Origin of the sequence: Streptomyces sp. NPDC004284, assembly GCF_042874035.1 — a bacterium.
In the GTDB taxonomy this organism is placed as follows: domain Bacteria; phylum Actinomycetota; class Actinomycetes; order Streptomycetales; family Streptomycetaceae; genus Streptomyces.
On the sequence record NZ_JBIAMJ010000012.1, the window covers coordinates 126,875 to 146,777 of the forward strand.

The following is a 19,903-nucleotide window of genomic DNA, read 5'->3' on the forward strand; positions in this document are numbered from 1 at the left end:
GGCGTCAGACGGAGCCGGTGGACGGTGAGCTCGCCCAGGCGTACCGGTGCTCGGGGCGGCCCGTCTCGCCGTACCGGAGAGAGAGGCGCACACGGCCGGTGCGTTCCAGGAGTTTGAGGTAGCGCTGTGCGGTCTGGCGGCTGACGCCGGCCCGCTCGGCGATCTCCTGCGCTGACAGCGGGCCGTCGGCCGCGAGCAGGACCTGCCGGACCAGTTCGGCCGTGGTGGGGGAGTGGCCCTTGGGCAGATCGGGGGTGATGGCCCCTGCCGACAGGGCCCCGAAGATCCGGTCCACCTCGGCCTGTTCCGCCTCGCCGCCGCTCTCCAGGGTGCGGCGGAGCGTCGCGTACGCCTCCAGCTTGGCGCGGAGCCCGGCGAAGTTGAACGGCTTGACCAGGTACTGGAGCGCGCCGTGCCGCATCGCCGACTGCACGGTGGCCACGTCACGGGCCGCCGTCACCATGATCACGTCGCACTGGTGGCCGCGCGCGCGGAGCTCCCGTACCGCTGCGAGACCGTTCTCGTCGGGCAGGTAGTGGTCCAGGAGGATCAGGTCCACCGGCTGTCCGTCCAGGGCGGCGAGCGCCTCGGCGGTCGAGTGGGCGGTGGCGACGACCCGGAAGCCGGGCACCTTGGAGACGTAGGCGGCGTTGATCCGCGCGACGAGCGCGTCGTCGTCGACCACCAGTACGTCGATCATCGCGTCTCCTCGGGGGACTCCGGATCGGTCAGGGCGTCCGGGAGGACGACCGTGAACACGGCGCCGCCCTCGGGACCGCCGGACACCCCGGCCGTGCCGCCCCGGCGCTCGGCGAGCCGGCGCACCAGGGCGAGGCCGAGACCGCGCTTGCCGTGGGACGGGAGCTCCTTCGTCGTCCAGCCCTCGGTGAAGATCAGCTCGCGGCGCTCCTCCGGGACGCCCGGGCCGCTGTCCGCGACCCGCAGCACCACCGTACGGCCCTCGGCGCGGAAGGAGACCTCGATGCGGGCGCCGGGAGTGCCGGCGACGGCGTCCAGGGCGTTGTCGACCAGGTTGCCGACGACGGTGACCAGCTCGCGCGGGTCGACGAGCCGGTCCGGCAGCAGGGAGCCGGACGCGAGCCGCAGCGAGACGCCACGCTCGGCGGCGACGGTCGCCTTCCCGACCAGGAGCGCGGCGAGGAGCGGGTCGTGGACCTTCTCCGTGACCTGCTCGGCGGTGGCCCGGTGCACGCCGACCACCTCCGTGACGAACTCGACCGCCTCCTCGTGCATCTCCAGCTCCAGCAGCCCCAGGAGGGTGTGCAGCCGGTTGGCGTGCTCGTGGTCCTGGGCGCGGAGCGCGTCGATCAGGCCCCGGGTGGAGTCGAGCTCGCGGCCGAGGCGTTCCAGCTCGGTGCGGTCGCGGAGGGTCGCCACGGCGCCTCCGTCGTCCGTGGGCATCCGGTTGGCGATCAGGACCCGGTGGCCCCGGACGGTGAGCAGGTCCTCGCCGGTGACCCGGCCCGCGAGGACGTCGGCGGTACGGCCCCCGCCGAGGACCTCGTCGAGCGGCCGGCCCGCCGCCTCGGGGCCGAGGCCGAGGAGCCGCTGGGCCTCGTCGTTCATGAGCCGCACGGAGCCGTTGCGGTCGAGGGCCACGACGCCCTCCCGGATGCCGTGGAGCATCGCCTCGCGTTCGGCGAGCAGCGCGGAGATGTCGGAGAAGGCCAGGTCGTGCGTCTGCCGCTGGAGCCGCCGCGAGATCAGGTACGCGGCGAGCGCCCCGGCCGCGAGCGCGCCGCCCGCGTAGGCGAGGAGGCCGGGGATGGCGGCGAGGAGCCGGTCGCGGACGCTGTCGTACTCGATGCCGACGGAGACCGCGCCGACGATCCTGCCGTCGGCGTCCCGCAGCGGCACCTTGCCCCGTGCCGAGCGGCCCAGGGTGCCGCTGTCGATCTCCATGACCTCGTGCCCGGCGAGGACCGTGCTCGGGTCGGTGGAGACGAGCCGGCCGATCTGGGCGGGGTCGGTGTGCGACCAGCGCACCCCGCGCGTGTCCATGACCACGACGTACTCGGCGCCCGTGGAGGTCCTGATCCGCTCGGCCTCCGTCTGCACCGGGCCCCGCGCGGACGGCCGGCTGCCGGTGAGGTCCGCGGCGAGCCGGGGCGAGGCGGTGGTCCCGGCGATGGCCAGGGCCCGCCGCATGGCCTGGTCGTCGAGCTGGGCGCTCAGCGGAGCGAGGAAGAGGCCGGTGGCGAGGACGGTCACACCGGTCGCGATGGCCAGCTGCATCAGCAGGACCTGCGAGAACACCCGCTGCGGCCACCCGAACCGGCGACGGCGCGCGCGGGGACGCGGGGGGCTGCTCTGTGCGGGGGTCATGGCGGAAACGGTAAGCGGCCGCGCCCCGGGACCGGAAATGGTGACGGAACGGACGCCTATTCTGGGGGCTGCCCACGGCCGTGGGACCCGAAGGAACCGGAGGCACGTCCCTTGACCACGCAGCAGATCCCCGTCGTCGTCCTGGCCGGGTTCCTCGGGGCCGGGAAGACCACGCTCCTCAACCATCTGCTGCGCAGCGCCCGGGGCACCCGCATCGGCGTCATGGTCAACGACTTCGGCGACATCGGCATCGACGCGATGACCGTCGCCGGCCAGGTCGGCTCCACCGTCTCCCTCGGCAACGGCTGCCTGTGCTGCGCCGTCGACGCCGGCGAGCTCGACGAGTACCTGGAGGTCCTGACCCGGCCCGAGTCCCGGCTCGACGTGATCGTGATCGAGGCGAGCGGGCTCGCGGAGCCGGAGGAGCTGGTCCGCATGGTGCTCGCCAGCGAGAACGAGCGGGTCGTGTACGGAGGGCTGGTGCAGGTCGTCGACGCGGCCGAGTTCGAGGCCACCCGACAGCGGCACCCCGGTGCCGACCGGCACCTCTCCCTCGCCGACCTCGTCGTCGTCAACAAGGCCGACCGGGTGGCCGAGGACGAGCTGCGGAGCGTACGGGAGACGGTGGCCGGCCTTGCCGGACGCGCCGCCGTGGTCGAGGCCTCGCACGGACGCGTCGACCCGGAGCTGCTCTTCGACCGGGTCGTGCCGGAGGGTGAGATCGAGGGCCAGATGTCGATCGAGGACATCCTGTACGGCTCCGAGGACGACGGTCACGCCCATCCGCACGCGGCCTACGAGAGCCTCTCGGTGACGGCGTCGACGCCGCTGCACCCGCGCCGCCTGATGGCCTTCCTCGACTCGCGCCCCGAGGGCCTCTACCGGATCAAGGGCTTCGTCGACCTCGGCCCCGCCGACCCGGCCAACCGCTACACCGTGCACGCGGTCGGCCGCTTCCTGCGCTTCTACCCGGAGCCCTGGCCCGCCGGGGAGGAGCGCCTCACCCAGCTCGTCCTGATCGGCTCCGGCATCGACGTGGCCGGACTGCGCAAGGAACTCGCCTCCTGCGAGCTGAACGGCCCGCAGGACGCCCCCGACGAGCACAGCATGTGGGGCGTCCTGCGGTATGTGCAGCGGACGGAGGACGAGCCGGACGAGTCCTAGCTCGCCGGGCCCGCGACCACGTCGACCGGCTTCGGGAGCGGGGTGCCCGAGCCGTCGCGGCGGGGGTCGGCCTCGGGCAGGTCCACCGGGGTGCCGTTCTTCTGGGCGGCGCGGGCCGGGGTCACGCCCGCCCAGGCCAGGATCAGCACGTCCTCGCCCTTCAGGAAGCGCTGGCAGCGGACACCGCCGGTCGCGCGGCCCTTGCGCGGGTACTGGTCGAAGGGGGTCAGCTTCGCCGACGTGCCCGCCGAGGAGTCCAGGGTGCCCGTGGAGCCCGCGACGGTGAAGACGGCGGCGTCCGCCGCCGGGTCGACGGCCGTGAACGAGATCACCTCGGCGCCCGCGGTGAGCTTGATGCCCGCCATGCCGCCCGCCGGACGGCCCTGGGGCCGCACCTGAGAGGCCTGGTAGCGCAGCAGCTGGGCGTCGGAGGTGATGAAGACCAGGTCCTCCTCGCCCGTCCGCAGCTCCGTCGCGCCGACGATCCGGTCACCGTCCTTGAGGGTGATGACCTCCAGCTCGTCCTTGTTCGCCGGATAGTCCGGCACCACGCGCTTCACCACGCCCTGCAGCGTGCCGAGGGCGAGGCCCGGCGAGGACTCCTCCAGTGTGGTCAGGCAGACCACCGTCTCGTCGGCCTCCAGGGAGAGGAACTCCGACAGCGGCGCGCCGCCCGCCAGGTTCGGGGCGGTCGCGGTGTCCGGCAGCTGCGGCAGGTCGATCACCGCGATCCGCAGCAGCCGGCCGGCCGAGGTCACCGCGCCGACGTCACCGCGCTGGGTCGCGGCGACCGTCGAGACGATCACGTCGTGCTTGGCCCGCTTGCCGTCCACCACGGGCGGGAGGTGCTCGGTCACGGTGCGGGCCAGCAGGCCCGTCGAGGAGAGCAGCACCCGGCACGGGTCGTCCGCGACCTCCAGGGACACGGCCGCGACGGGCGCGCCCGCCGACTCGAGGAGGACGGTCCGCCGGTCCGTGGCGAACTTCTTGGCGACCGCGGCCAGTTCCGCCGAGACCAGCTTGCGCAGCTCGGCATCGGATTCGAGGATCCCGGTCAGCTCGTCGATCTCGCCGTTGAGGCGGTCGCGCTCGGTCTCCAGCTCGAGGCGGTCGAACTTGGTGAGGCGGCGCAGCGGGGTGTCCAGGATGTACTGCGTCTGGATCTCGCTCAGCGAGAAGCGCTCCATCAGGCGCTCCTTCGCCTGGGCGGAGTTCTCGCTCTCCCGGATGATCCGGATGACCTCGTCGATGTCGAGCAGGGCGACGAGGAGGCCCTCGACCAGGTGGAGCCGGTCGCTCTTCTTGGTGCGGCGGAACTCGGAGCGGCGCCGGACCACCTCGAAGCGGTGGTCGAGGTAGACCTCCAGGAGCTCCTTGAGGCCGAGGGTGAGCGGCTGTCCGTCGACCAGCGCCACGTTGTTGATGCCGAAGGACTCCTCCATCGGCGTCAGCTTGTAGAGCTGCTCCAGGACGGCCTCCGGCACGAAGCCGTTCTTGATCTCGATGACCAGGCGGAGGCCGTGGCTGCGGTCGGTGAGGTCCTTGACGTCCGCGATGCCCTGGAGCTTCTTGGAGCCGACCAGGTCCTTGATCTTGGAGACGACCTTCTCGGGGCCGACCGTGAAGGGCAGCTCGGTCACGACGATGCCCTTGCGGCGGGCCGTCACGGTCTCCACGGTCGCGGTGGCGCGGATCTTGAAGGAGCCGCGGCCCGACTCGTACGCGTCCTTGATGCCGGAGAGGCCGACGATCCGGCCGCCGGTCGGCAGGTCGGGGCCCGGCACGAAGCGCATCAGCGTCTCGAGGTCGGCGTTCGGGTACCGGATGAGGTGGCGGGCGGCCGCGACGACCTCGCCGAGGTTGTGCGGGGGCATGTTCGTCGCCATGCCGACCGCGATGCCGGACGCGCCGTTGACCAGCAGGTTCGGGTAGGCGGCGGGGAGCGCGACGGGCTCCTGCTCCTGGCCGTCGTAGTTCGGCGCGAAGTCGACCGTGTCCTCGTCGATGGACTCGGTCATGAGCAGCGCGGCCGGGGCCATCCGCGACTCGGTGTACCGCATGGCGGCCGGCGGGTCGTCGTTGCCCAGGGAACCGAAGTTTCCGTGGCCGTCGACGAGCGGGAGCCGCATGGAGAAGGGCTGTGCCATGCGGACCATCGCGTCGTAGATCGACGCGTCGCCGTGCGGGTGGAGCTTGCCCATGACCTCGCCGACGACACGGGCGCACTTGACGAAGCCGCGGTCGGGGCGGAGCCCCATCTCGCCCATCTGGTAGACGATGCGGCGCTGGACGGGCTTCATGCCGTCGCGGGCGTCGGGGAGGGCGCGCGAGTAGATCACCGAGTACGCGTACTCGAGGAAGGAGCCCTGCATCTCGTCGACGACGTCGATGTCGAGGATCTTCTCCTCGTACGCGTCGTCCGGCGGCGGTGTCTTCGTGCTGCGGCGGGCCATCGCGGCTGCGGCTCCTTCACCAACAAGGTTGATCTGACGCGGACCATTGTGGACCGTGCCACCGACAACGCCGACCGCGACCCGGAAGAGGGACATTCTGAAGGGTCGGGAACTTCGCCAGGTGTCGGCGCGCTTGCATACAGTGGCAGGACTTTTTCACATCGCGATCGAAGGGACGTACATGCCCATGGGTCACACGGCCACGGCCGAGGCCGGCTCCGGCGGCCTGACAGCGACCGAGCACCGGTTGGCGAACGGCCTGCGCGTGGTGCTCTCCGAGGACCACCTGACCCCGGTCGCAGCGGTCTGCCTCTGGTACGACGTCGGCTCGCGCCACGAGGTCAAGGGCCGCACGGGGCTCGCCCACCTCTTCGAGCACCTGATGTTCCAGGGCTCGAAGCAGGTGCACGGGAACGGCCACTTCGAGCTGGTGCAGGGCGCCGGCGGCTCGCTCAACGGCACGACGAGCTTCGAGCGCACCAACTACTTCGAGACCATGCCCACGCACCAGCTGGAGCTCGCGCTCTGGCTGGAGGCCGACCGCATGGGCTCGCTGCTCGCCGCCCTGGACGACGAGTCCATGGAGAACCAGCGGGACGTCGTCAAGAACGAGCGCCGCCAGCGCTACGACAACGTGCCGTACGGCACGGCCTTCGAGAAGCTGACCGCCCTCGCGTACCCGGAGGGCCACCCGTACCACCACACGCCGATCGGCTCCATGGCCGACCTGGACGCGGCGACCCTGGAGGACGCGCGGAACTTCTTCCGCACGTACTACGCCCCGAACAACGCCGTGCTGTCCGTGGTCGGCGACATCGACCCGGTGCAGACCCTCGCCTGGGTCGAGAAGTACTTCGGCTCCATCCCCGCCCACGACGGCAAGCCCGAGCCGCGCTCCGGCGACCTGCCCGAGGCCATCGGCGAGCAGCTGCGCGAGGTCGTCGAGGAGGAGGTGCCGGCCCGTGCGCTGATGGCCGCCTACCGGCTGCCGCACGACGGCACGCGTGAGTGCGACGCCGCCGATCTGGCCCTGACGGTGCTGGGCGGCGGGGAGTCCTCCCGTCTGCACAACCGTCTGGTCCGCCGCGACCGTACGGCCGTCGCCGCCGGCTTCGGCCTGCTGCGGCTCGCCGGGGCGCCCTCGCTGGGCTGGCTGGACGTCAAGACCTCCGGCGGCGTCGAGGTCCCGCAGATCGAGGCGGCCGTCGACGAGGAGCTCGCCCGGTTCGCCGCCGAGGGCCCCACGCCCGAGGAGATGGAGCGCGCGCAGGCCCAGCTGGAGCGCGAGTGGCTGGACCGGCTCGGCACCGTCGCGGGCCGCGCGGACGAACTGTGCCGGTTCGCCGTGCTGTTCGGCGACCCGCAGCTCGCCCTGACCGCCGTCGACCGCGTTCTGGACGTCACCGCCGAGGAGGTGCGGGCGGTCGCCGCGGCCAAGCTGCGCCCCGACAACCGCGCGGTGCTCGTCTACGAGCCGGTGACCCCCGAACAGAGCGAAAACGCCGACGGCGAAGATGAGGAAGAGGGAGCGGACCAGTGACCGACGCTGCCGCGTCTTTGACGAGCATGGACTTCCACCCGCAGCCCCAGCCGGGTGCCCCGAGGCCGTGGGCCTTCCCGGCGCCGGACCGCGGGAAGCTGGACAACGGTCTGACCGTGCTCACCAGCCACCGCCCCGGCCAGCAGGTCGTCGCCGTGGAGATCTTCCTGCCGGCCCCGCTGGACGCCGAGCCCGCCGGTCTCGACGGTGTCGCGACCATCATGGCCCGCGCGCTCTCCGAGGGCACCGACAAGCACAGCGCCGAGGAGTTCGCGGCCGAGCTGGAGCGCTGCGGCGCCACGCTCGACGCGCACGCCGACCACCCGGGCGTACGGGTCTCCCTGGAGGTCCCGGTCTCCCGGCTGCCCAAGGCGCTCGGCCTGCTCTCCGAGGCCCTGATCGCCCCGGCGTTCCTGGACACCGAGATCGAGCGCCTGGTGCGCAACCGCCTCGACGAGATCCCGCACGAGACGGCCAACCCGGGCCGCCGTGCCGCGAAGCAGCTCTCCAAGGAGCTGTTCCCGGCCGAGTCCCGGATGTCCCGGCCGCGCCAGGGCACCGAGGAGACCGTCGCCGCGATCGACGCCGCAGCCGTCCGCGCCTTCTACGAGGCGTACGTCCGGCCGGGCACGGCCACCGCCGTGGTCGTCGGCGACCTGACCGGCGTCGACCTGGACAAGGTCCTCGCCGAGACGCTGGGCGCCTGGACCGGTGAGCCGGCCGAGCCGCTCCCGATGCCGCCGATCACCGCCGACGACACCGGACGGGTCGTCATCGTGGACCGCCCCGGCGCCGTCCAGACGCAGCTGCTGATCGGCCGGATCGGCCCCGACCGGCACGACCGCGTCTGGCCGGCCCAGGTCCTCGGCACGTACTGCCTCGGCGGCACCCTGACCTCGCGTCTGGACCGGGTCCTGCGCGAGGAGAAGGGCTACACGTACGGCGTGCGGGCCTTCGGCCAGGTGCTCCGCTCGGACGCCGGGGGGAACGGCGCCTCGATGCTCGCCATCAGCGGATCCGTCGACACACCCAACACGGGTCCGGCGCTGGAGGACCTCTGGAAGGTGCTGCGCACGCTGGCCGCCGAGGGGCTGACGGACGCCGAGCGCGAGACGGCCGTGCAGAACCTGGTGGGGGTGGCGCCCCTCAAGTACGAGACCGCCGCCTCCGTCGCCGGGACGCTCGCCGACCAGGTGGAGCAGCACCTCCCGGACGACTACCAGGCCCAGTTGTACGCGCGCATGGCCGAGACCGGCACCGTCGAGGCGACGGCCGCCGTGGTCAGCGCCTTCCCGGTGGACCGGCTCGTCACCGTCCTCGTCGGCGACGCGGCGCAGATCGCGGAGCCGGTGCGCGCGCTCGGCATCGGTGAAGTGACCGTCGTGACCGGCTGATTCCGGCCCCGACGCGACAACAGGAGGACCCCGACGGCACAGTTCGTCGGGGTCCTCCTCTTTGTCCGTATTGGAAGCAAGGGTGATCATTTGCCCTGTGGCATGTCTTACAAAAGACGTGTCTGGTTGGTGATTGAAAGACGATCCGCATAGCGTCGAGGCGGCTGTTCGCCAGTTGCACGTGCCGCGACCGCGGCATCGGACAGTCATCGCCGAGTCCCCGTCAGGCGCGAGCCTGGGGAGCCGGGGACCCACATGCAGTCCCTGGGGTGAATCGGGCGCCTTCGTCTCGTACGGAGGGGCCCGTAGGAGACCTTCCTGCTCCGAACCCGTCAGCTAACCCGGTAGGCGAGAAGGAAGGAAAGGACCAGCCCCTCCATGGCGTTCACCCGTGCCACCGGGAAGCATCGTGCTCCGAGCCGGATGGCGCGCCGCAGCGTGGGCATCGCCGGCGCCGCGACGCTCGCCACCACCGGCGTCATCGGAACCCTCGCCTCCCCGGCGCTCGCCGCCGACACGGACAACCGCTCCCCCGAGGACACCGGTCTCACCCAGGTGATCACCGAGGACTCCCTCGTCGACCGGATCAACGCCCAGGCCGCCGCCCAGGAGCAGGAGGCCGTCGAGGCCATCGCCAAGGCGAAGGCCAAGGCCGAGGCGGAGCGCAAGGCCGAGGCCCGCGCCAAGGAGATCCGGCTGGAGCGCGAGCGCGCCGCCCGTGCGGCCGAGCGCCGCCGCCTGGCCTCCTTCCAGGCCCCCGTCGCCGGCTCGTACGTCTCCACCGGCTACAAGACCGGCGGCTCGCTCTGGTCCTCCGGCCACCACTCCGGCATCGACTTCCACGCCGCCTACGGCACCCGGGTCGTCTCCGTCGGCTCCGGCACCGTCGTCGAGGCCGGCTGGGGCGGCGCGTACGGCAACAACATCGTCATCCGGATGAACGACGGCACGTACACCCAGTACGGGCACCTCTCCTCCATCGAGGTCTACGTCGGCCAGACCGTCGAGCCGGGCCAGCAGATCGGCATCTCGGGTTCGAGCGGCAACTCCACCGGCCCGCACCTCCACTTCGAGGCGCGCACGAGCCCCGAGTACGGCTCGGACATCGACCCGATCACGTACCTCCGCTCCCGCGGCGTCGACCTCTGACCCCGTCCGGACCGGCTCCGGACCGCGTCGCAAAAGCCCCGGCTCGTGCTGAGCCGGGGCTTTTCGCTGTCCAAAAGATATCCATGGAATCCGCTGGGGCATCGGAAATTCCGGCGCACTGCCATAGAGTCGAAGATCGGGCGCAGAACAGGCGCCGATCGAATTGACTCGCGCGGATCAAGGCGGAGGTCGGACATGCGTATTCCCGCGCATTCGGTATGCACGGCGATCCGGGACGACATCGTCTCCGGCGTGTACGAGCGGGGCAGCCGGCTGACCGAGGAGCAGCTCGCCCGCCGGTACGGGGTCTCCCGCGTCCCGGTCCGCGAGGCGCTGCGCACTCTGGAGTCCGAGGGCTTCGTCGTCACCCGCCGCCATGCGGGCGCCCATGTCGCCGAGCCGACCGAGCAGGAGGCGGGCGACCTGCTCGCCATGAGGGCGCTGCTCGAACCGCTGGGGGCCGCGCGGGCCGCCCAGCGGCGCACCGAGGCCCATCTCAAGGTGCTGCGCGGCCTGGTCAGGCTGGGGCAGGAGCGGGCCGGGCGCGGTCAGGGCGAGGATCTGCGCTCGCTCGGCGGCTGGTTCCACGAGACGCTCGCGCAGGCCTCCGGGAGTCCGCCCCTGACGGCGCTGCTCACCCAGCTGCGGTACAAGATCGCCTGGACGCACGTGGTCGAGCAGCCCGCCGAGCCGGTGGAGGCCTGGGCCGAGCGGGGCGCGATCGTGGACGCGGTGGCGCGCGGCGACGCCGAGCGGGCGAGGGTGCTGACCGCGCTGCACGCGGAACGCGCGCTGCCGCTGCACCGGCTCAAAAGGACGGAGCGCGGCCGTGTGAGTCTTTCGCAACATGCCGTCAACACGACGAGCGCCCGGAATTAACACGCCCACCGTATACAAAGAGCAGGCATTCGGCCGCGTTCTTCATGCTGCCCGGAAATAGGTCCGGATAATGCGAATGGCCGTGGCCGCCGGAATTCCGGCGGCCACGGCCATTCAGCGCCCGGGGGACCGGGTCAGACGGTCTCGGGGAGCTCGTCCAGGCCCTCGGCGACCAGCTTCGCCAGGCGGTCGAGCGCGGCCTCGGCGCCGTCGGCCTCGGACGCGAGGACGATCTCCTCGCCGCCCTGGGCGCCCAGGCCGAGCACCGCGAGCATGGAGGCGGCGTTCACGGGGGTGCCGTCGGACTTGGCGATCGTCACCGGCACGCCGGAAGCCGTGGCGGCACGGACGAAGATGGACGCGGGGCGGGCGTGCAGGCCCTCGGCCCAGCCGACGTTGACGCGGCGCTCAGCCATGGTGTTGCCCTTCAAGTCTCAAGCGGGTTGTCTAGACCAGTCTCTCACGGGTCGCGCGGTGCTCACGCCGACCTTCGACCCGGATCGGACCGCCCTTCGGTCCTCCCCAGCTTGCAACACCTTGCATCGCACACACCCGCCACGCGACCGGTGCCGCCGTCGTGTCGCGGCCGTAGGCTGACCCCATGCAGAGCGCGTCGGAGCAGTCGGAAGCGGCGGAACCACCGGCATCACCGGAGCACGCCTATCCCGACCACTGGGAGGCGGACGTGGTGCTCCGCGACGGCGGCACCGCGCGCATCAGGCCCATCACCGCCGACGACGCGGACCGGCTCGTCAGCTTCTACGAGCAGGTCTCGGACGAGTCGAAGTACTACCGCTTCTTCGCCCCCTACCCGCGCCTGTCCGCCAAGGACGTCCACCGTTTCACCCACCACGACTTCGTGGACCGGGTCGGGCTCGCGGCGACCGTCGGCGGCGAGTTCATCGCCACCGTCCGCTACGACCGCATCAACGCCCAGGGGCTGCCCGCCTCCGCCCCGGCCGACGAGGCCGAGGTCGCCTTCCTCGTCCAGGACGCGCACCAGGGGCGCGGCGTCGCCTCCGCCCTCCTCGAACACATCGCGGCGGTCGCGCGCGAGCGGGACATCCGGCGCTTCGCCGCCGAGGTGCTCCCCGCCAACACCAAGATGATCAAGGTCTTCACCGACGCGGGCTACACCCAGAAGCGCAGCTTCGAGGACGGCTCCGTCCGTCTCCACCTCGACCTCGAACCGACCGACCGCTCCCTCGCCGTCCAGCGCGCCCGGGAGCAGCGGGCCGAGGCGCGCTCCGTGCAGCGGCTCCTCACCCCCGGGTCCGTCGCCGTCGTCGGCGCCGGACGCGCCCCGGGCGGCGTAGGCCGGACCGTGCTCCGCAACCTCCTCGGGGCCGGCTTCACGGGACGGGTGTACGCGGTGAACGCCGCGCTCACCGGGGAGACCGAGCTCGACGGCGTCCCCGCCCACCCCTCCGTCGGCGCCATCGGCGAACCGGTGGACCTGGCGATCGTCGCCGTCCCCGCCGAACGCGTGCCCGAGGCCGTCGCGGACTGCGGCGAACACGGGGTGCGCGGCCTCGTCGTGCTCTCCGCCGGATACGCCGAGAGCGGGGCCGCCGGCCGCGAGCGCCAGCGTGAGCTCGTACGGCAGGCCCGCTCGTACGGCATGCGGATCATCGGCCCCAACGCCTTCGGCATCATCAACACCGCCGACGACGTCCGGCTCAACGCCTCGCTCGCGCCGCAGATGCCGGCCGCCGGGCGCATCGGGCTCTTCACCCAGTCCGGCGCCATCGGGATCGCCCTGCTCGCCGGGCTGCACCGGCGGGGCGCCGGGCTCTCCTCCTTCATCTCGGCGGGCAACCGCGCCGACGTCTCCGGCAACGACTTCCTCCAGCACTGGTACGACGACCCCGGCACCGACGTCGTCCTCCTCTACCTGGAGTCGATCGGCAACCCCCGGAAGTTCACCCGGCTCGCCCGCCGCACCGCCGCCGTCAAGCCCGTCGTGGTCGTCAAGGGCGCCCGGCACAGCGGCAGCGCCCCGCCCGGCCACCGGGTGCCGGTCACCCGCATCCCGCACGCCACGGTCTCCGCGCTGCTCCGCCAGGCCGGGGTGATCCGCGTCGACACCGTCACCGAGCTCGTCGACGCCGGGCTGCTCCTCGCCGCCCAGCCGCTGCCGGCCGGACCCCGGGTCGCGATCCTCGGCAATTCCGAGTCGCTCGGCCTCCTCACGTACGACGCCTGCCTGACCGAGGGGCTGCGCCCGATGCGGCCGCTCGACCTGACGACGGCGGCGGTCCCGGCGGACTTCCGGGACGCGCTGGCGGCGGCGCTGGCGGACGAGACCGCCGACGCGGTGGTCGTCACCGCGATCCCCTGGGTCGGCGAGGACGGGGCCACCGAGTTCGGCGACGGCGAGGTGCTCGCGGCCGCCCTCCGCGAGGCCGTCGCCTCCGCCCCCGCACCGACGAAGCCGGTCGTCGTCGTCCACGTGGAGATGGGCGGCCTCGCGGAGGCCCTGGCGGTGGCGACGAGCACCCGGCCGGCCGCGGCGGGGCGCGGAGCCGTCACCGCGCCCGGGACCCGCGCGGACGGGCCCCGCCCCGCCGTCGCCCCCGCCACGGTGACCACTCCCGTACAAGAGCCCCCTGCCGTACAAGAGCCCACCACCCCCGCGCGGCAGGCCACCATCCCCGCCTACCCCGCCGCCGAGCGGGCCGTGCGGGCGCTGGCCGAGGCGGTGCGGTACGGGCAGTGGCGGCGGCAGGCGGCCGAGCCGGGGCGGGTGCCCGAGTACGAGGACATCGACGAGGCCGGGGCCGCCGCGCTGATCGAAGGGGTCCTCGGCGGCGACGGAGTGGTGGACGCCCGCGGTGTGACCCTCGACACCGAGGCGGCCGGGGCGCTGCTCGCCCGGTACGGGATCACCGTCCTGCCGACCCTCCCCGCGCCCACCCCCGACGCCGCCGTCGCGGTCGCCGCCCGGCTCGGCTACCCCGTCGCGCTCAAGGCGACCGCGCCGCACCTCCGTCACCGCCCCGACCTCGGGGGCGTCCGCCTGGACCTGGCGACCGAGGAACAGCTCCGCACGGCGTACGCGGAGCTGACCGAGGTCCTCGGCAAGCCGGAGGAACTCCAGCCGGTCGTCCAGGCGATGGTGCCGCGGGGCGTCGACACCGTCGTCCGCTCCGCGATCGACCCGGCCGTCGGCGCCGTCCTCTCCTTCGGTCTCTCGGGCGCGGCCTCCGAACTGCTCGGCGACACGGCCCACCGGCTGGTTCCGGCCACCGACCGGGACGTCGCCGAACTCGTCCGCTCCCTGCGCACGGCCCCGCTGCTCTTCGGCTGGCGGGGCTCCGCCCCGGTCGACACCCCGGCCCTGGAGGAACTCCTGCTGCGGGTCTCCCGGCTCGTCGACGACCACCCCGAGGTGGTCGCGGTCTCCCTGGAGCCGGTGGTCGTGGCACCCCGCGGGCTCTCGGTCCTCGGCGCGACCGTCCGGCTGGCCCCGCCGGCACCCCGCACCGACCTCGGTCCCCGAAGCCTGCCCCGCTACTGACGGGCCCGAGCGGGCCCCTCGGCCCCGTAGGATGGAGTCCATGGCAAAGAGCGGTACGACGACCCAGGGGCTGCGCGCGGCGATCGAGCGCAGTGGCTACTACCCGGCCCTCGTGGCCGAGGCGGTGGAGGCCGCCGTCGGCGGCGAGGCCATTTCGTCGTACGTGGTCCACCAGGAGACCACCTTCGACGCGAACGAGGTCCGGCGCCACGTCACCGTCCTCGTCCTGACCCCGAACCGCTTCATCGTCAGCCACACCGACGAGCAGGCCTCCGACACCAGCTCCCCGACCCCGTACGCCACGACCTCCACCGAGTCCGTGAAGGTCGACCGGATCTCGTCGGTCGTCGTCAGCCGCGTGGTCGCCAACCCCGAGTCGTACACGCCGGGCACGCTGCCCCGCGAAGTGGTCCTCACCATCGGCTGGGGTGCCGTCTCCCGCATCGACCTGGAGCCCGCCGCCTGCGGCGACCCCAACTGCGACGCCGACCACGGCTACACCGGCAACGCGACGGCCGACGACCTCAGCCTGCGGGTGAGCGACGCCGGGGACGGCCCGGACACCGTCCGGCAGACCCTCGCGTTCGCCCAGGCCCTCTCCGAAGCCATCGCGGCGACCGCCGCGCCCACCCGCTGATGGTGCAGCCCACCGCCGTGACGCACGGCTGGCCCGACGACCCGGTCCCGCTCGCCCCGGAGACCGCGCCGGTGCCCGAGTACGCCACCGGCTCGCTCGGCGACCTGCTGCCGACGCTCGTGGCGGGCCAGGGCGTGCCCGGCTTCGACGCGCGGATCGCGGAGCTGGCCCCGGCCGACCGGAACTGCGTCTTCCTGATCGACGGGCTCGGCTGGGAGCAGATCAAGGCCCACCCGGACGAGGCGCCGTATCTGACCTCGCTCCTCGGCTCCTCGCGGGGCGGCACGGGCCGCCCGGTCACCGCCGGGTTCCCCGCCACCACCGCGACCTCGCTGGCCTCCGTCGGCACCGGCCGCCACCCGGGGACGCACGGACTGCCCGGCTACACCGTGCGCAACCCCGACACCGGCGAGCTGATGAACCAGCTGCGCTGGAAGCCGTGGACCGCGCCGCACGTCTGGCAGCCGTACCCGACCGTCTTCCGGCTCGCGCACGAGGCCGGGATCCACACCGCCCAGGTGTCGTCCCCGATCTTCGAGCAGACCCCGCTCACCAAGGTCGCGCTCAGCGGCGGAACGTTTCACGGGCGGCTCTCCGGCGAGGAGCGCATGGACTTCGCCGCCGAGCAGCTCGCCGCCGGCGACCGCTCGCTGGTCTACACGTACTACAGCGAGCTCGACGGCGCCGGTCACCGCTTCGGCATCGACTCCGACGCCTGGCGCGGCCAGCTGATGTTCGTCGACCGGCTCGTGCAGCGGCTCGCCGAGCAGCTGCCGCCCCGCGCGGCCCTGTACGTCACGGCCGACCACGGCATGGTCGACATCCCCTTCGACGACGAGCACCGCATCGACTTCGACGAGGACTGGGAGCTGCGCGCCGGCGTCGCCCTCCTCGGCGGCGAGGGCCGGGCGCGCCACATCTACGCCGTGCCCGGAGCCGAGGCGGACGTCCTCACCTGCTGGCGCGAGGTCGTCGGCGAGCAGTTCTGGGTGGCGAGCCGCGACGAGGCCATCTCCCTCGGCTGGTTCGGCGACGAGGTCGACGAGCGGGTGTACGGCCGGATCGGCGACGTCGTCGCCGCGGCCCACGACGACGTGGCGATCACCGCCTCCGTCAACGAGCCGCACGAGTCCGCGATGGTCGGCATGCACGGGTCGATGACCCCCGCGGAGCAGCTGGTCCCGCTGCTCGAAGTCCGTTCCTGAACCCGGTACGTCCCCCCTTCTTCCCACGACTTCTTCCCACGACCTGAAAGGTCCCTGTTCCGTCATGCCCGAGCTGGTCTTCTTCTCCGGAACCATGGACTGCGGGAAGAGCACCCTGGCGCTCCAGATCGCCCACAACCGCGATGCGCGGGGGCTTCAGGGCGTGATCTTCACCCGTGACGACCGGGCGGGCGAGGGCAAGCTGTCCTCCCGGCTCGGCCTGGTGACGGACGCGGTCGAGGCGCCGCGCGACATGGACCTGTACGCGTACCTCGTCACGCAGCTCTCCCAGGGCGGCAAGGCCGACTACGTGATCGTGGACGAGGCCCAGTTCCTCGCCCCGGAGCAGATCGACCAGCTCGCCCGCATCGTCGACGACCTCAGCCTGGACGTCTTCGCCTTCGGGATCACGACGGACTTCCGTACGAAGCTGTTCCCCGGCTCCCAGCGGCTGATCGAACTGGCGGACCGGATCGAGCAGCTCCAGGTCGAGGCCCTGTGCTGGTGCGGCGCCCGCGCCACGCACAACGCCCGTACGGTCGGCGGCGAGATGGTCGTCGAGGGCGAGCAGGTCGTCGTCGGGGACGTGAACCGTCCGGCGGAGGAGATCGGTTACGAGGTCCTCTGCCGCCGCCACCACCGCCGCCACATGACCTCGGCCTCCGCCCGCGCGGGCGCCCTCTCCCCGGACGTCCTGCCCGTCAGCCACGCCTGACCGCCGGGCGGGCCCCGGCCGTGCGCCGGCCGTGGCCGAGGCGCCCCGCCGGACGGCGGCGCGAGGGCGGCCGCGGTGATCGGGGCCGTGGCGCACTTCCCGAGCCGCCTCCGTCCACGGCTCAGGAGTTCCGGCCCGATCCTCGCGGGTGGTCGGGATCGTTCTCCGTGTGCGGGGCACAGCGGGTGTGTCGGCTCCCCTTCGAAGAGGGCGAGGCCTCCCCGCCCCTCGTGCGGCGAGGGACGTTCCCACGAAGGGCGGGACATGACCACACGCAGAAGGATCCTCGGCGGGGCCACCGCGGCCGGCGTCATGGCGGGTCTCGGAGGTTCCCTCGCGGCAGCCGCGGACGGGAGCGGCGCCGCCGGTGTCGATCCGGCGGTGCGGCGGCGCCGGGCGCGCGACGCGATCGTGGCGGTCAACAGCGGCATGCGGGCGAACTACGCCGCGCTCAAGGCCGATCTGATCGCGTACCTGAGCCCCGTCCTCGTCGTCGAGAACGACGCCAAGGGGGGAAGGTTCACCCTCGTCCACGACGGCGGGCAGGAGTCGCTGCACCCCGTCGGGGAGGTGTTCGAGCTGGCGAAGGCCGTCAGCCACGTGCCGCTCGGCATCTTCTCGATCATCGCGCCCCACCTGGGCGACAGGGTCCCGAACATCCCCGGCGCCGACCGCATCGACGCGCACGACCTGAAGATGGTGGCGTTCGGGGCGACGGGTGCCACCGGCTGGATCACGCCGTTGCGGAGCTATGCCGACACGCTGACCGCCGCTCGCCGGCAGCTCGGCGGCGCGGGCCTCCCGCCGGGCATGGCGGCCTCGTGCGCGCGCGTGCTCGACGGCGCGCTCCGGTTCGTCGAAGTCTCCACCGCGGCGGGGTCCTTCGACATCAGGTCCTTCGAGGACTTCTCCGCCGACGTGCACGCGGCCCTCCGCACCAACATGAGGTACGCGGCCGAGGCGCAGATCGCCGGCGTGCAGGGGGTCCTGCGGAAGTGGCGGGCCGAGATCGGCGAGGAGTCGTGGAAGGACCTGTACGCCGTCGTGCTGTCCCAGTGGGCCACGTCCGTGCGGAACCAGAACTCGCTCATCATCGGGCCGTGCATGAATCCGGCGAAGGTGGCCACCCATCTGATCGACCTGCCGTGCGCCGAACCGCCCGAGGACCCGGTCTTCGTGGCCCTGGACAACCTCGCCCGGATCGTGCAGGACGACATCGCGGCCGAGCTGGTCTTCCCCACGGATCACGCGGCCGCCGACGCGCTCAAGGGCCCGCAGGACCTGCTTGCCGACGAGATCCTGGACCAGCTCGGCGGGGCGACGGCCGGCGGGACCCCGTACTCCGCTCCCGCGTCCGCCGGTGACGCCTGCCCCTTGCGCCGGCGGGGCACGGACGGGGGCTGACGGAGGGGCACGGACCGGGGCCGGCGGAGGGCGTTCCCTCGCGCGGGGCGGTGCGGACCGCCGTGGCCGGCGGGGGAGTCACGCCTCCGGAGCCGGCGGCCGGAGGGCGCGGGTCAGGTCGTCCAGGGCGGCGGCGTCCAGCGGGGCCGTGCCCGTCAGGGTGCCGACCAGGGCCTGGGCGAGGACGGTCGCGGAGCCGATCCGGGTGTCCTCGCGCTCGTCGCCGGTGACCTTTCCGATGACGGCGTCGCGTACCGCGTGCGAGATGGCGAGGTCTCCGAACAGTTCGGGGAAGGACAGCGCCATCATGCACACGCCCACATTGGCGGAGAGGACGGACCGGCCGGCCAGTCCGGGGTCCATGCGCAGGCGCCCGGCGTCACGGCAGCGCTCCACGGCCTTCAGGAGGATCGCCTGGGCCTCCGTGATGGCCTGCGGCTTGGCGTCGCCCGTCGGCGTGAACATCAGGCGGTAGAGGTACGGGTTGCGCAGCGCGAACGCGACGTGGCTGTCCCAGGCCGTGCGCAGGTCCGCCACCGGGTCCTCGGTGAGCGGATTGCGCCGCTTCTCGGCGAGGAAGCGCGCGAAGCCGATGTCGGCCACCGCCGTGAGCAGGCCCTGCTTGTCGCCGAACTGGCGGTAGATCTCGGGCATGCCGACCTTCGCCCGGTCGCAGATGGCCCGGGTCGAGATCGCCAGCGCGTCCTTGGTGGCGAGCAGTTCCCCGGTGGCTTCCAGGATGCGCTCTCGGGCCGTCGACATGGCTTCACGATAACAGCGCTCACACGTCGGACCTGGGTGGATCGAGATTCTTTGATAGCGACGTTAACTATCTGTGTTAGCGTCTCTAACGTCACTCGTCGACCGAGAGGAACCGCCATGACCGCCTCCACCACCCTGCGCGATGTGATCGGCCTGCCCCAGGAGCTGCCGCGGCTGAGCGAGTCGGCCCTGATCATGATTGACTTCCAGAACACCTACCGCACCGGCGTCATGCGGCTCGACGGGGCCGAGGAGGCCGTGGCCGCCGGCGCCCGACTCCTCGCCGCCGCCCGCGCCGCGGGCGCCCCGGTCGTCCACGTCGTCAACGACGGCGGTGAGGGCACCCCGTACGACATCCGGGCCGAGATCGGCTCGATCAGCGACGAGGTCGCCCCGGCCGAGGGTGAGAAGGTCGTCGTCAAGCAGTTCCCCAACGCCTTCCACGCCACGGACCTGGAGGAGACCCTGAAGGACCTCGGGGTGAGCGGCGACCTCGTCATCGCCGGCTTCATGACGCACATGTGCGTCCTCTTCACGGCCCAGGGCGCCTTCAACCTCGGCTACCGCCCGACCGTGGTCGCCGAGGCCACCGCGACCCGGCCCCTGGAGGCGCCGGACGGCAACGTCCTGCCGTCGGAAACCCTCCGGGCCGCCGGCCTGACGACGGTCCGGGACCTGTTCGGCACCGTGGCCCGCACGGTCGACGAGCTCATCGGCTGACGCCATCGGCGCCGC

General features: G+C 72.6%; 16 protein-coding genes and 1 riboswitch. Of the genes, 11 read left to right on the forward strand and 5 right to left on the reverse strand.

Features of this window, described 5'->3' with window-relative positions; translation table 11 throughout:
• Positions 1–4 precede the first annotated feature (4 nt).
• Both ACFYUS_RS27410 and ACFYUS_RS27415 read right to left on the reverse strand, forming a co-directional pair.
• On the reverse strand, positions 5–700 hold the full coding sequence (locus tag ACFYUS_RS27410) for a response regulator (protein ID WP_388857455.1): 696 nt from the start codon (positions 698–700) through the stop codon (positions 5–7).
• Positions 697–2,346, reverse strand: a complete 1,650-nt coding sequence (locus ACFYUS_RS27415) for an ATP-binding protein (RefSeq protein WP_388857458.1) — start codon at positions 2,344–2,346, stop codon at positions 697–699. Before ACFYUS_RS27415 ends, ACFYUS_RS27410 begins: the two co-directional genes overlap by 4 nt.
• Before the next feature lie 111 nt (positions 2,347–2,457).
• Between ACFYUS_RS27415 and ACFYUS_RS27420 the strand changes: the two genes are divergently transcribed.
• Positions 2,458–3,510 carry a CobW family GTP-binding protein gene (locus tag ACFYUS_RS27420; RefSeq protein ID WP_388857461.1) on the forward strand — a complete coding sequence of 351 codons (1,053 nt, stop codon included), beginning with the start codon at positions 2,458–2,460 and terminating at the stop codon, positions 3,508–3,510.
• Here the strand turns inward: ACFYUS_RS27420 and ACFYUS_RS27425 are convergent.
• The gene (locus ACFYUS_RS27425) at positions 3,507–5,963 is read right to left on the reverse strand and encodes a DNA topoisomerase (ATP-hydrolyzing) subunit A (RefSeq protein ID WP_388857464.1); all 2,457 of its coding nucleotides are present in this window, start codon (positions 5,961–5,963) and stop codon (positions 3,507–3,509) included. The two genes, ACFYUS_RS27420 and ACFYUS_RS27425, sit on opposite strands and share 4 nt — an antisense overlap.
• A gap of 181 nt (positions 5,964–6,144) precedes the next feature.
• Between ACFYUS_RS27425 and ACFYUS_RS27430 the strand changes: the two genes are divergently transcribed.
• From ACFYUS_RS27430 to ACFYUS_RS27445, 4 genes are all read left to right on the forward strand, one after another.
• Positions 6,145–7,503, forward strand: coding sequence for a M16 family metallopeptidase (locus tag ACFYUS_RS27430; RefSeq protein ID WP_388857467.1), 1,359 nt, complete (start codon positions 6,145–6,147; stop codon positions 7,501–7,503).
• Positions 7,504–7,529: 26 nt separating this feature from the next.
• Positions 7,530–8,897, forward strand: a complete 1,368-nt coding sequence (locus ACFYUS_RS27435; protein ID WP_388857694.1) for a M16 family metallopeptidase — start codon at positions 7,530–7,532, stop codon at positions 8,895–8,897.
• Positions 8,898–9,097: 200 nt separating this feature from the next.
• Positions 9,098–9,263: riboswitch (cyclic di-AMP (ydaO/yuaA leader) on the forward strand.
• Positions 9,264–9,275: 12 nt separating this feature from the next.
• On the forward strand, positions 9,276–10,046 hold the full coding sequence (locus tag ACFYUS_RS27440; RefSeq protein ID WP_388857470.1) for a M23 family metallopeptidase: 771 nt from the start codon (positions 9,276–9,278) through the stop codon (positions 10,044–10,046).
• A gap of 195 nt (positions 10,047–10,241) precedes the next feature.
• Positions 10,242–10,925, forward strand: a complete 684-nt coding sequence (locus ACFYUS_RS27445) for a GntR family transcriptional regulator (protein WP_388857473.1) — start codon at positions 10,242–10,244, stop codon at positions 10,923–10,925.
• 134 nt (positions 10,926–11,059) lie between these two features.
• Here ACFYUS_RS27445 and ACFYUS_RS27450 read toward each other — a convergent pair whose 3' ends face one another.
• Positions 11,060–11,341 (reverse strand): HPr family phosphocarrier protein, encoded by a 282-nt coding sequence (locus tag ACFYUS_RS27450; protein WP_015036698.1) that lies wholly within the window; start codon positions 11,339–11,341, stop codon positions 11,060–11,062.
• A 185-nt stretch (positions 11,342–11,526) separates the two neighbouring features.
• Here ACFYUS_RS27450 and ACFYUS_RS27455 point away from each other — a divergent pair, with 185 nt between their 5' ends.
• From ACFYUS_RS27455 to ACFYUS_RS27475, 5 genes are all read left to right on the forward strand, one after another.
• A complete protein-coding gene (locus tag ACFYUS_RS27455) occupies positions 11,527–14,445 on the forward strand; it encodes a GNAT family N-acetyltransferase (protein WP_388857476.1) in 2,919 nt (972 codons plus the stop codon).
• 40 nt (positions 14,446–14,485) lie between these two features.
• On the forward strand, positions 14,486–15,082 hold the full coding sequence (locus ACFYUS_RS27460; protein WP_388857479.1) for a DUF5998 family protein: 597 nt from the start codon (positions 14,486–14,488) through the stop codon (positions 15,080–15,082).
• Positions 15,082–16,287, forward strand: coding sequence for an alkaline phosphatase family protein (locus ACFYUS_RS27465; protein WP_388857482.1), 1,206 nt, complete (start codon positions 15,082–15,084; stop codon positions 16,285–16,287). The genes ACFYUS_RS27460 and ACFYUS_RS27465 overlap by 1 nt, the downstream gene beginning before the upstream one ends.
• A gap of 64 nt (positions 16,288–16,351) precedes the next feature.
• The gene (locus tag ACFYUS_RS27470; RefSeq protein WP_388857485.1) at positions 16,352–17,002 is read left to right on the forward strand and encodes a thymidine kinase; all 651 of its coding nucleotides are present in this window, start codon (positions 16,352–16,354) and stop codon (positions 17,000–17,002) included.
• 264 nt (positions 17,003–17,266) lie between these two features.
• Positions 17,267–18,406 carry a hypothetical protein gene (locus ACFYUS_RS27475; RefSeq protein WP_388857487.1) on the forward strand — a complete coding sequence of 380 codons (1,140 nt, stop codon included), beginning with the start codon at positions 17,267–17,269 and terminating at the stop codon, positions 18,404–18,406.
• Between the two features lie 78 nt (positions 18,407–18,484).
• Here ACFYUS_RS27475 and ACFYUS_RS27480 read toward each other — a convergent pair whose 3' ends face one another.
• The gene (locus tag ACFYUS_RS27480; RefSeq protein ID WP_388857490.1) at positions 18,485–19,168 is read right to left on the reverse strand and encodes a TetR/AcrR family transcriptional regulator; all 684 of its coding nucleotides are present in this window, start codon (positions 19,166–19,168) and stop codon (positions 18,485–18,487) included.
• Between the two features lie 117 nt (positions 19,169–19,285).
• Between ACFYUS_RS27480 and ACFYUS_RS27485 the strand changes: the two genes are divergently transcribed.
• On the forward strand, positions 19,286–19,888 hold the full coding sequence (locus ACFYUS_RS27485) for an isochorismatase family protein (protein WP_388857493.1): 603 nt from the start codon (positions 19,286–19,288) through the stop codon (positions 19,886–19,888).
• Positions 19,889–19,903: the final 15 nt, after the last annotated feature.

Excerpts from the sequence above, each read along its gene's own strand:
- ACFYUS_RS27445 (WP_388857473.1), top strand. The coding sequence starts at position 10,242 with ATGCGTATTCCCGCGCATTCGGTATGCACGGCGATCCGGGACGACATC.
- ACFYUS_RS27425 (WP_388857464.1), bottom strand. The coding sequence starts at position 5,963 with ATGGCCCGCCGCAGCACGAAGACACCGCCGCCGGACGACGCGTACGAG.
- ACFYUS_RS27430 (WP_388857467.1), top strand. The coding sequence starts at position 6,145 with ATGCCCATGGGTCACACGGCCACGGCCGAGGCCGGCTCCGGCGGCCTG.
- ACFYUS_RS27475 (WP_388857487.1), top strand. The coding sequence starts at position 17,267 with ATGACCACACGCAGAAGGATCCTCGGCGGGGCCACCGCGGCCGGCGTC.
- ACFYUS_RS27460 (WP_388857479.1), top strand. The coding sequence starts at position 14,486 with ATGGCAAAGAGCGGTACGACGACCCAGGGGCTGCGCGCGGCGATCGAG.
- ACFYUS_RS27455 (WP_388857476.1), top strand. The coding sequence starts at position 11,527 with ATGCAGAGCGCGTCGGAGCAGTCGGAAGCGGCGGAACCACCGGCATCA.
- ACFYUS_RS27470 (WP_388857485.1), top strand. The coding sequence starts at position 16,352 with ATGCCCGAGCTGGTCTTCTTCTCCGGAACCATGGACTGCGGGAAGAGC.
- ACFYUS_RS27485 (WP_388857493.1), top strand. The coding sequence starts at position 19,286 with ATGACCGCCTCCACCACCCTGCGCGATGTGATCGGCCTGCCCCAGGAG.
- ACFYUS_RS27450 (WP_015036698.1), bottom strand. The coding sequence starts at position 11,341 with ATGGCTGAGCGCCGCGTCAACGTCGGCTGGGCCGAGGGCCTGCACGCC.
- ACFYUS_RS27480 (WP_388857490.1), bottom strand. The coding sequence starts at position 19,168 with ATGTCGACGGCCCGAGAGCGCATCCTGGAAGCCACCGGGGAACTGCTC.
- ACFYUS_RS27465 (WP_388857482.1), top strand. The coding sequence starts at position 15,082 with ATGGTGCAGCCCACCGCCGTGACGCACGGCTGGCCCGACGACCCGGTC.
- ACFYUS_RS27435 (WP_388857694.1), top strand. The coding sequence starts at position 7,530 with ATGGACTTCCACCCGCAGCCCCAGCCGGGTGCCCCGAGGCCGTGGGCC.
- ACFYUS_RS27410 (WP_388857455.1), bottom strand. The coding sequence starts at position 700 with ATGATCGACGTACTGGTGGTCGACGACGACGCGCTCGTCGCGCGGATC.
- ACFYUS_RS27415 (WP_388857458.1), bottom strand. The coding sequence starts at position 2,346 with ATGACCCCCGCACAGAGCAGCCCCCCGCGTCCCCGCGCGCGCCGTCGC.
- ACFYUS_RS27440 (WP_388857470.1), top strand. The coding sequence starts at position 9,276 with ATGGCGTTCACCCGTGCCACCGGGAAGCATCGTGCTCCGAGCCGGATG.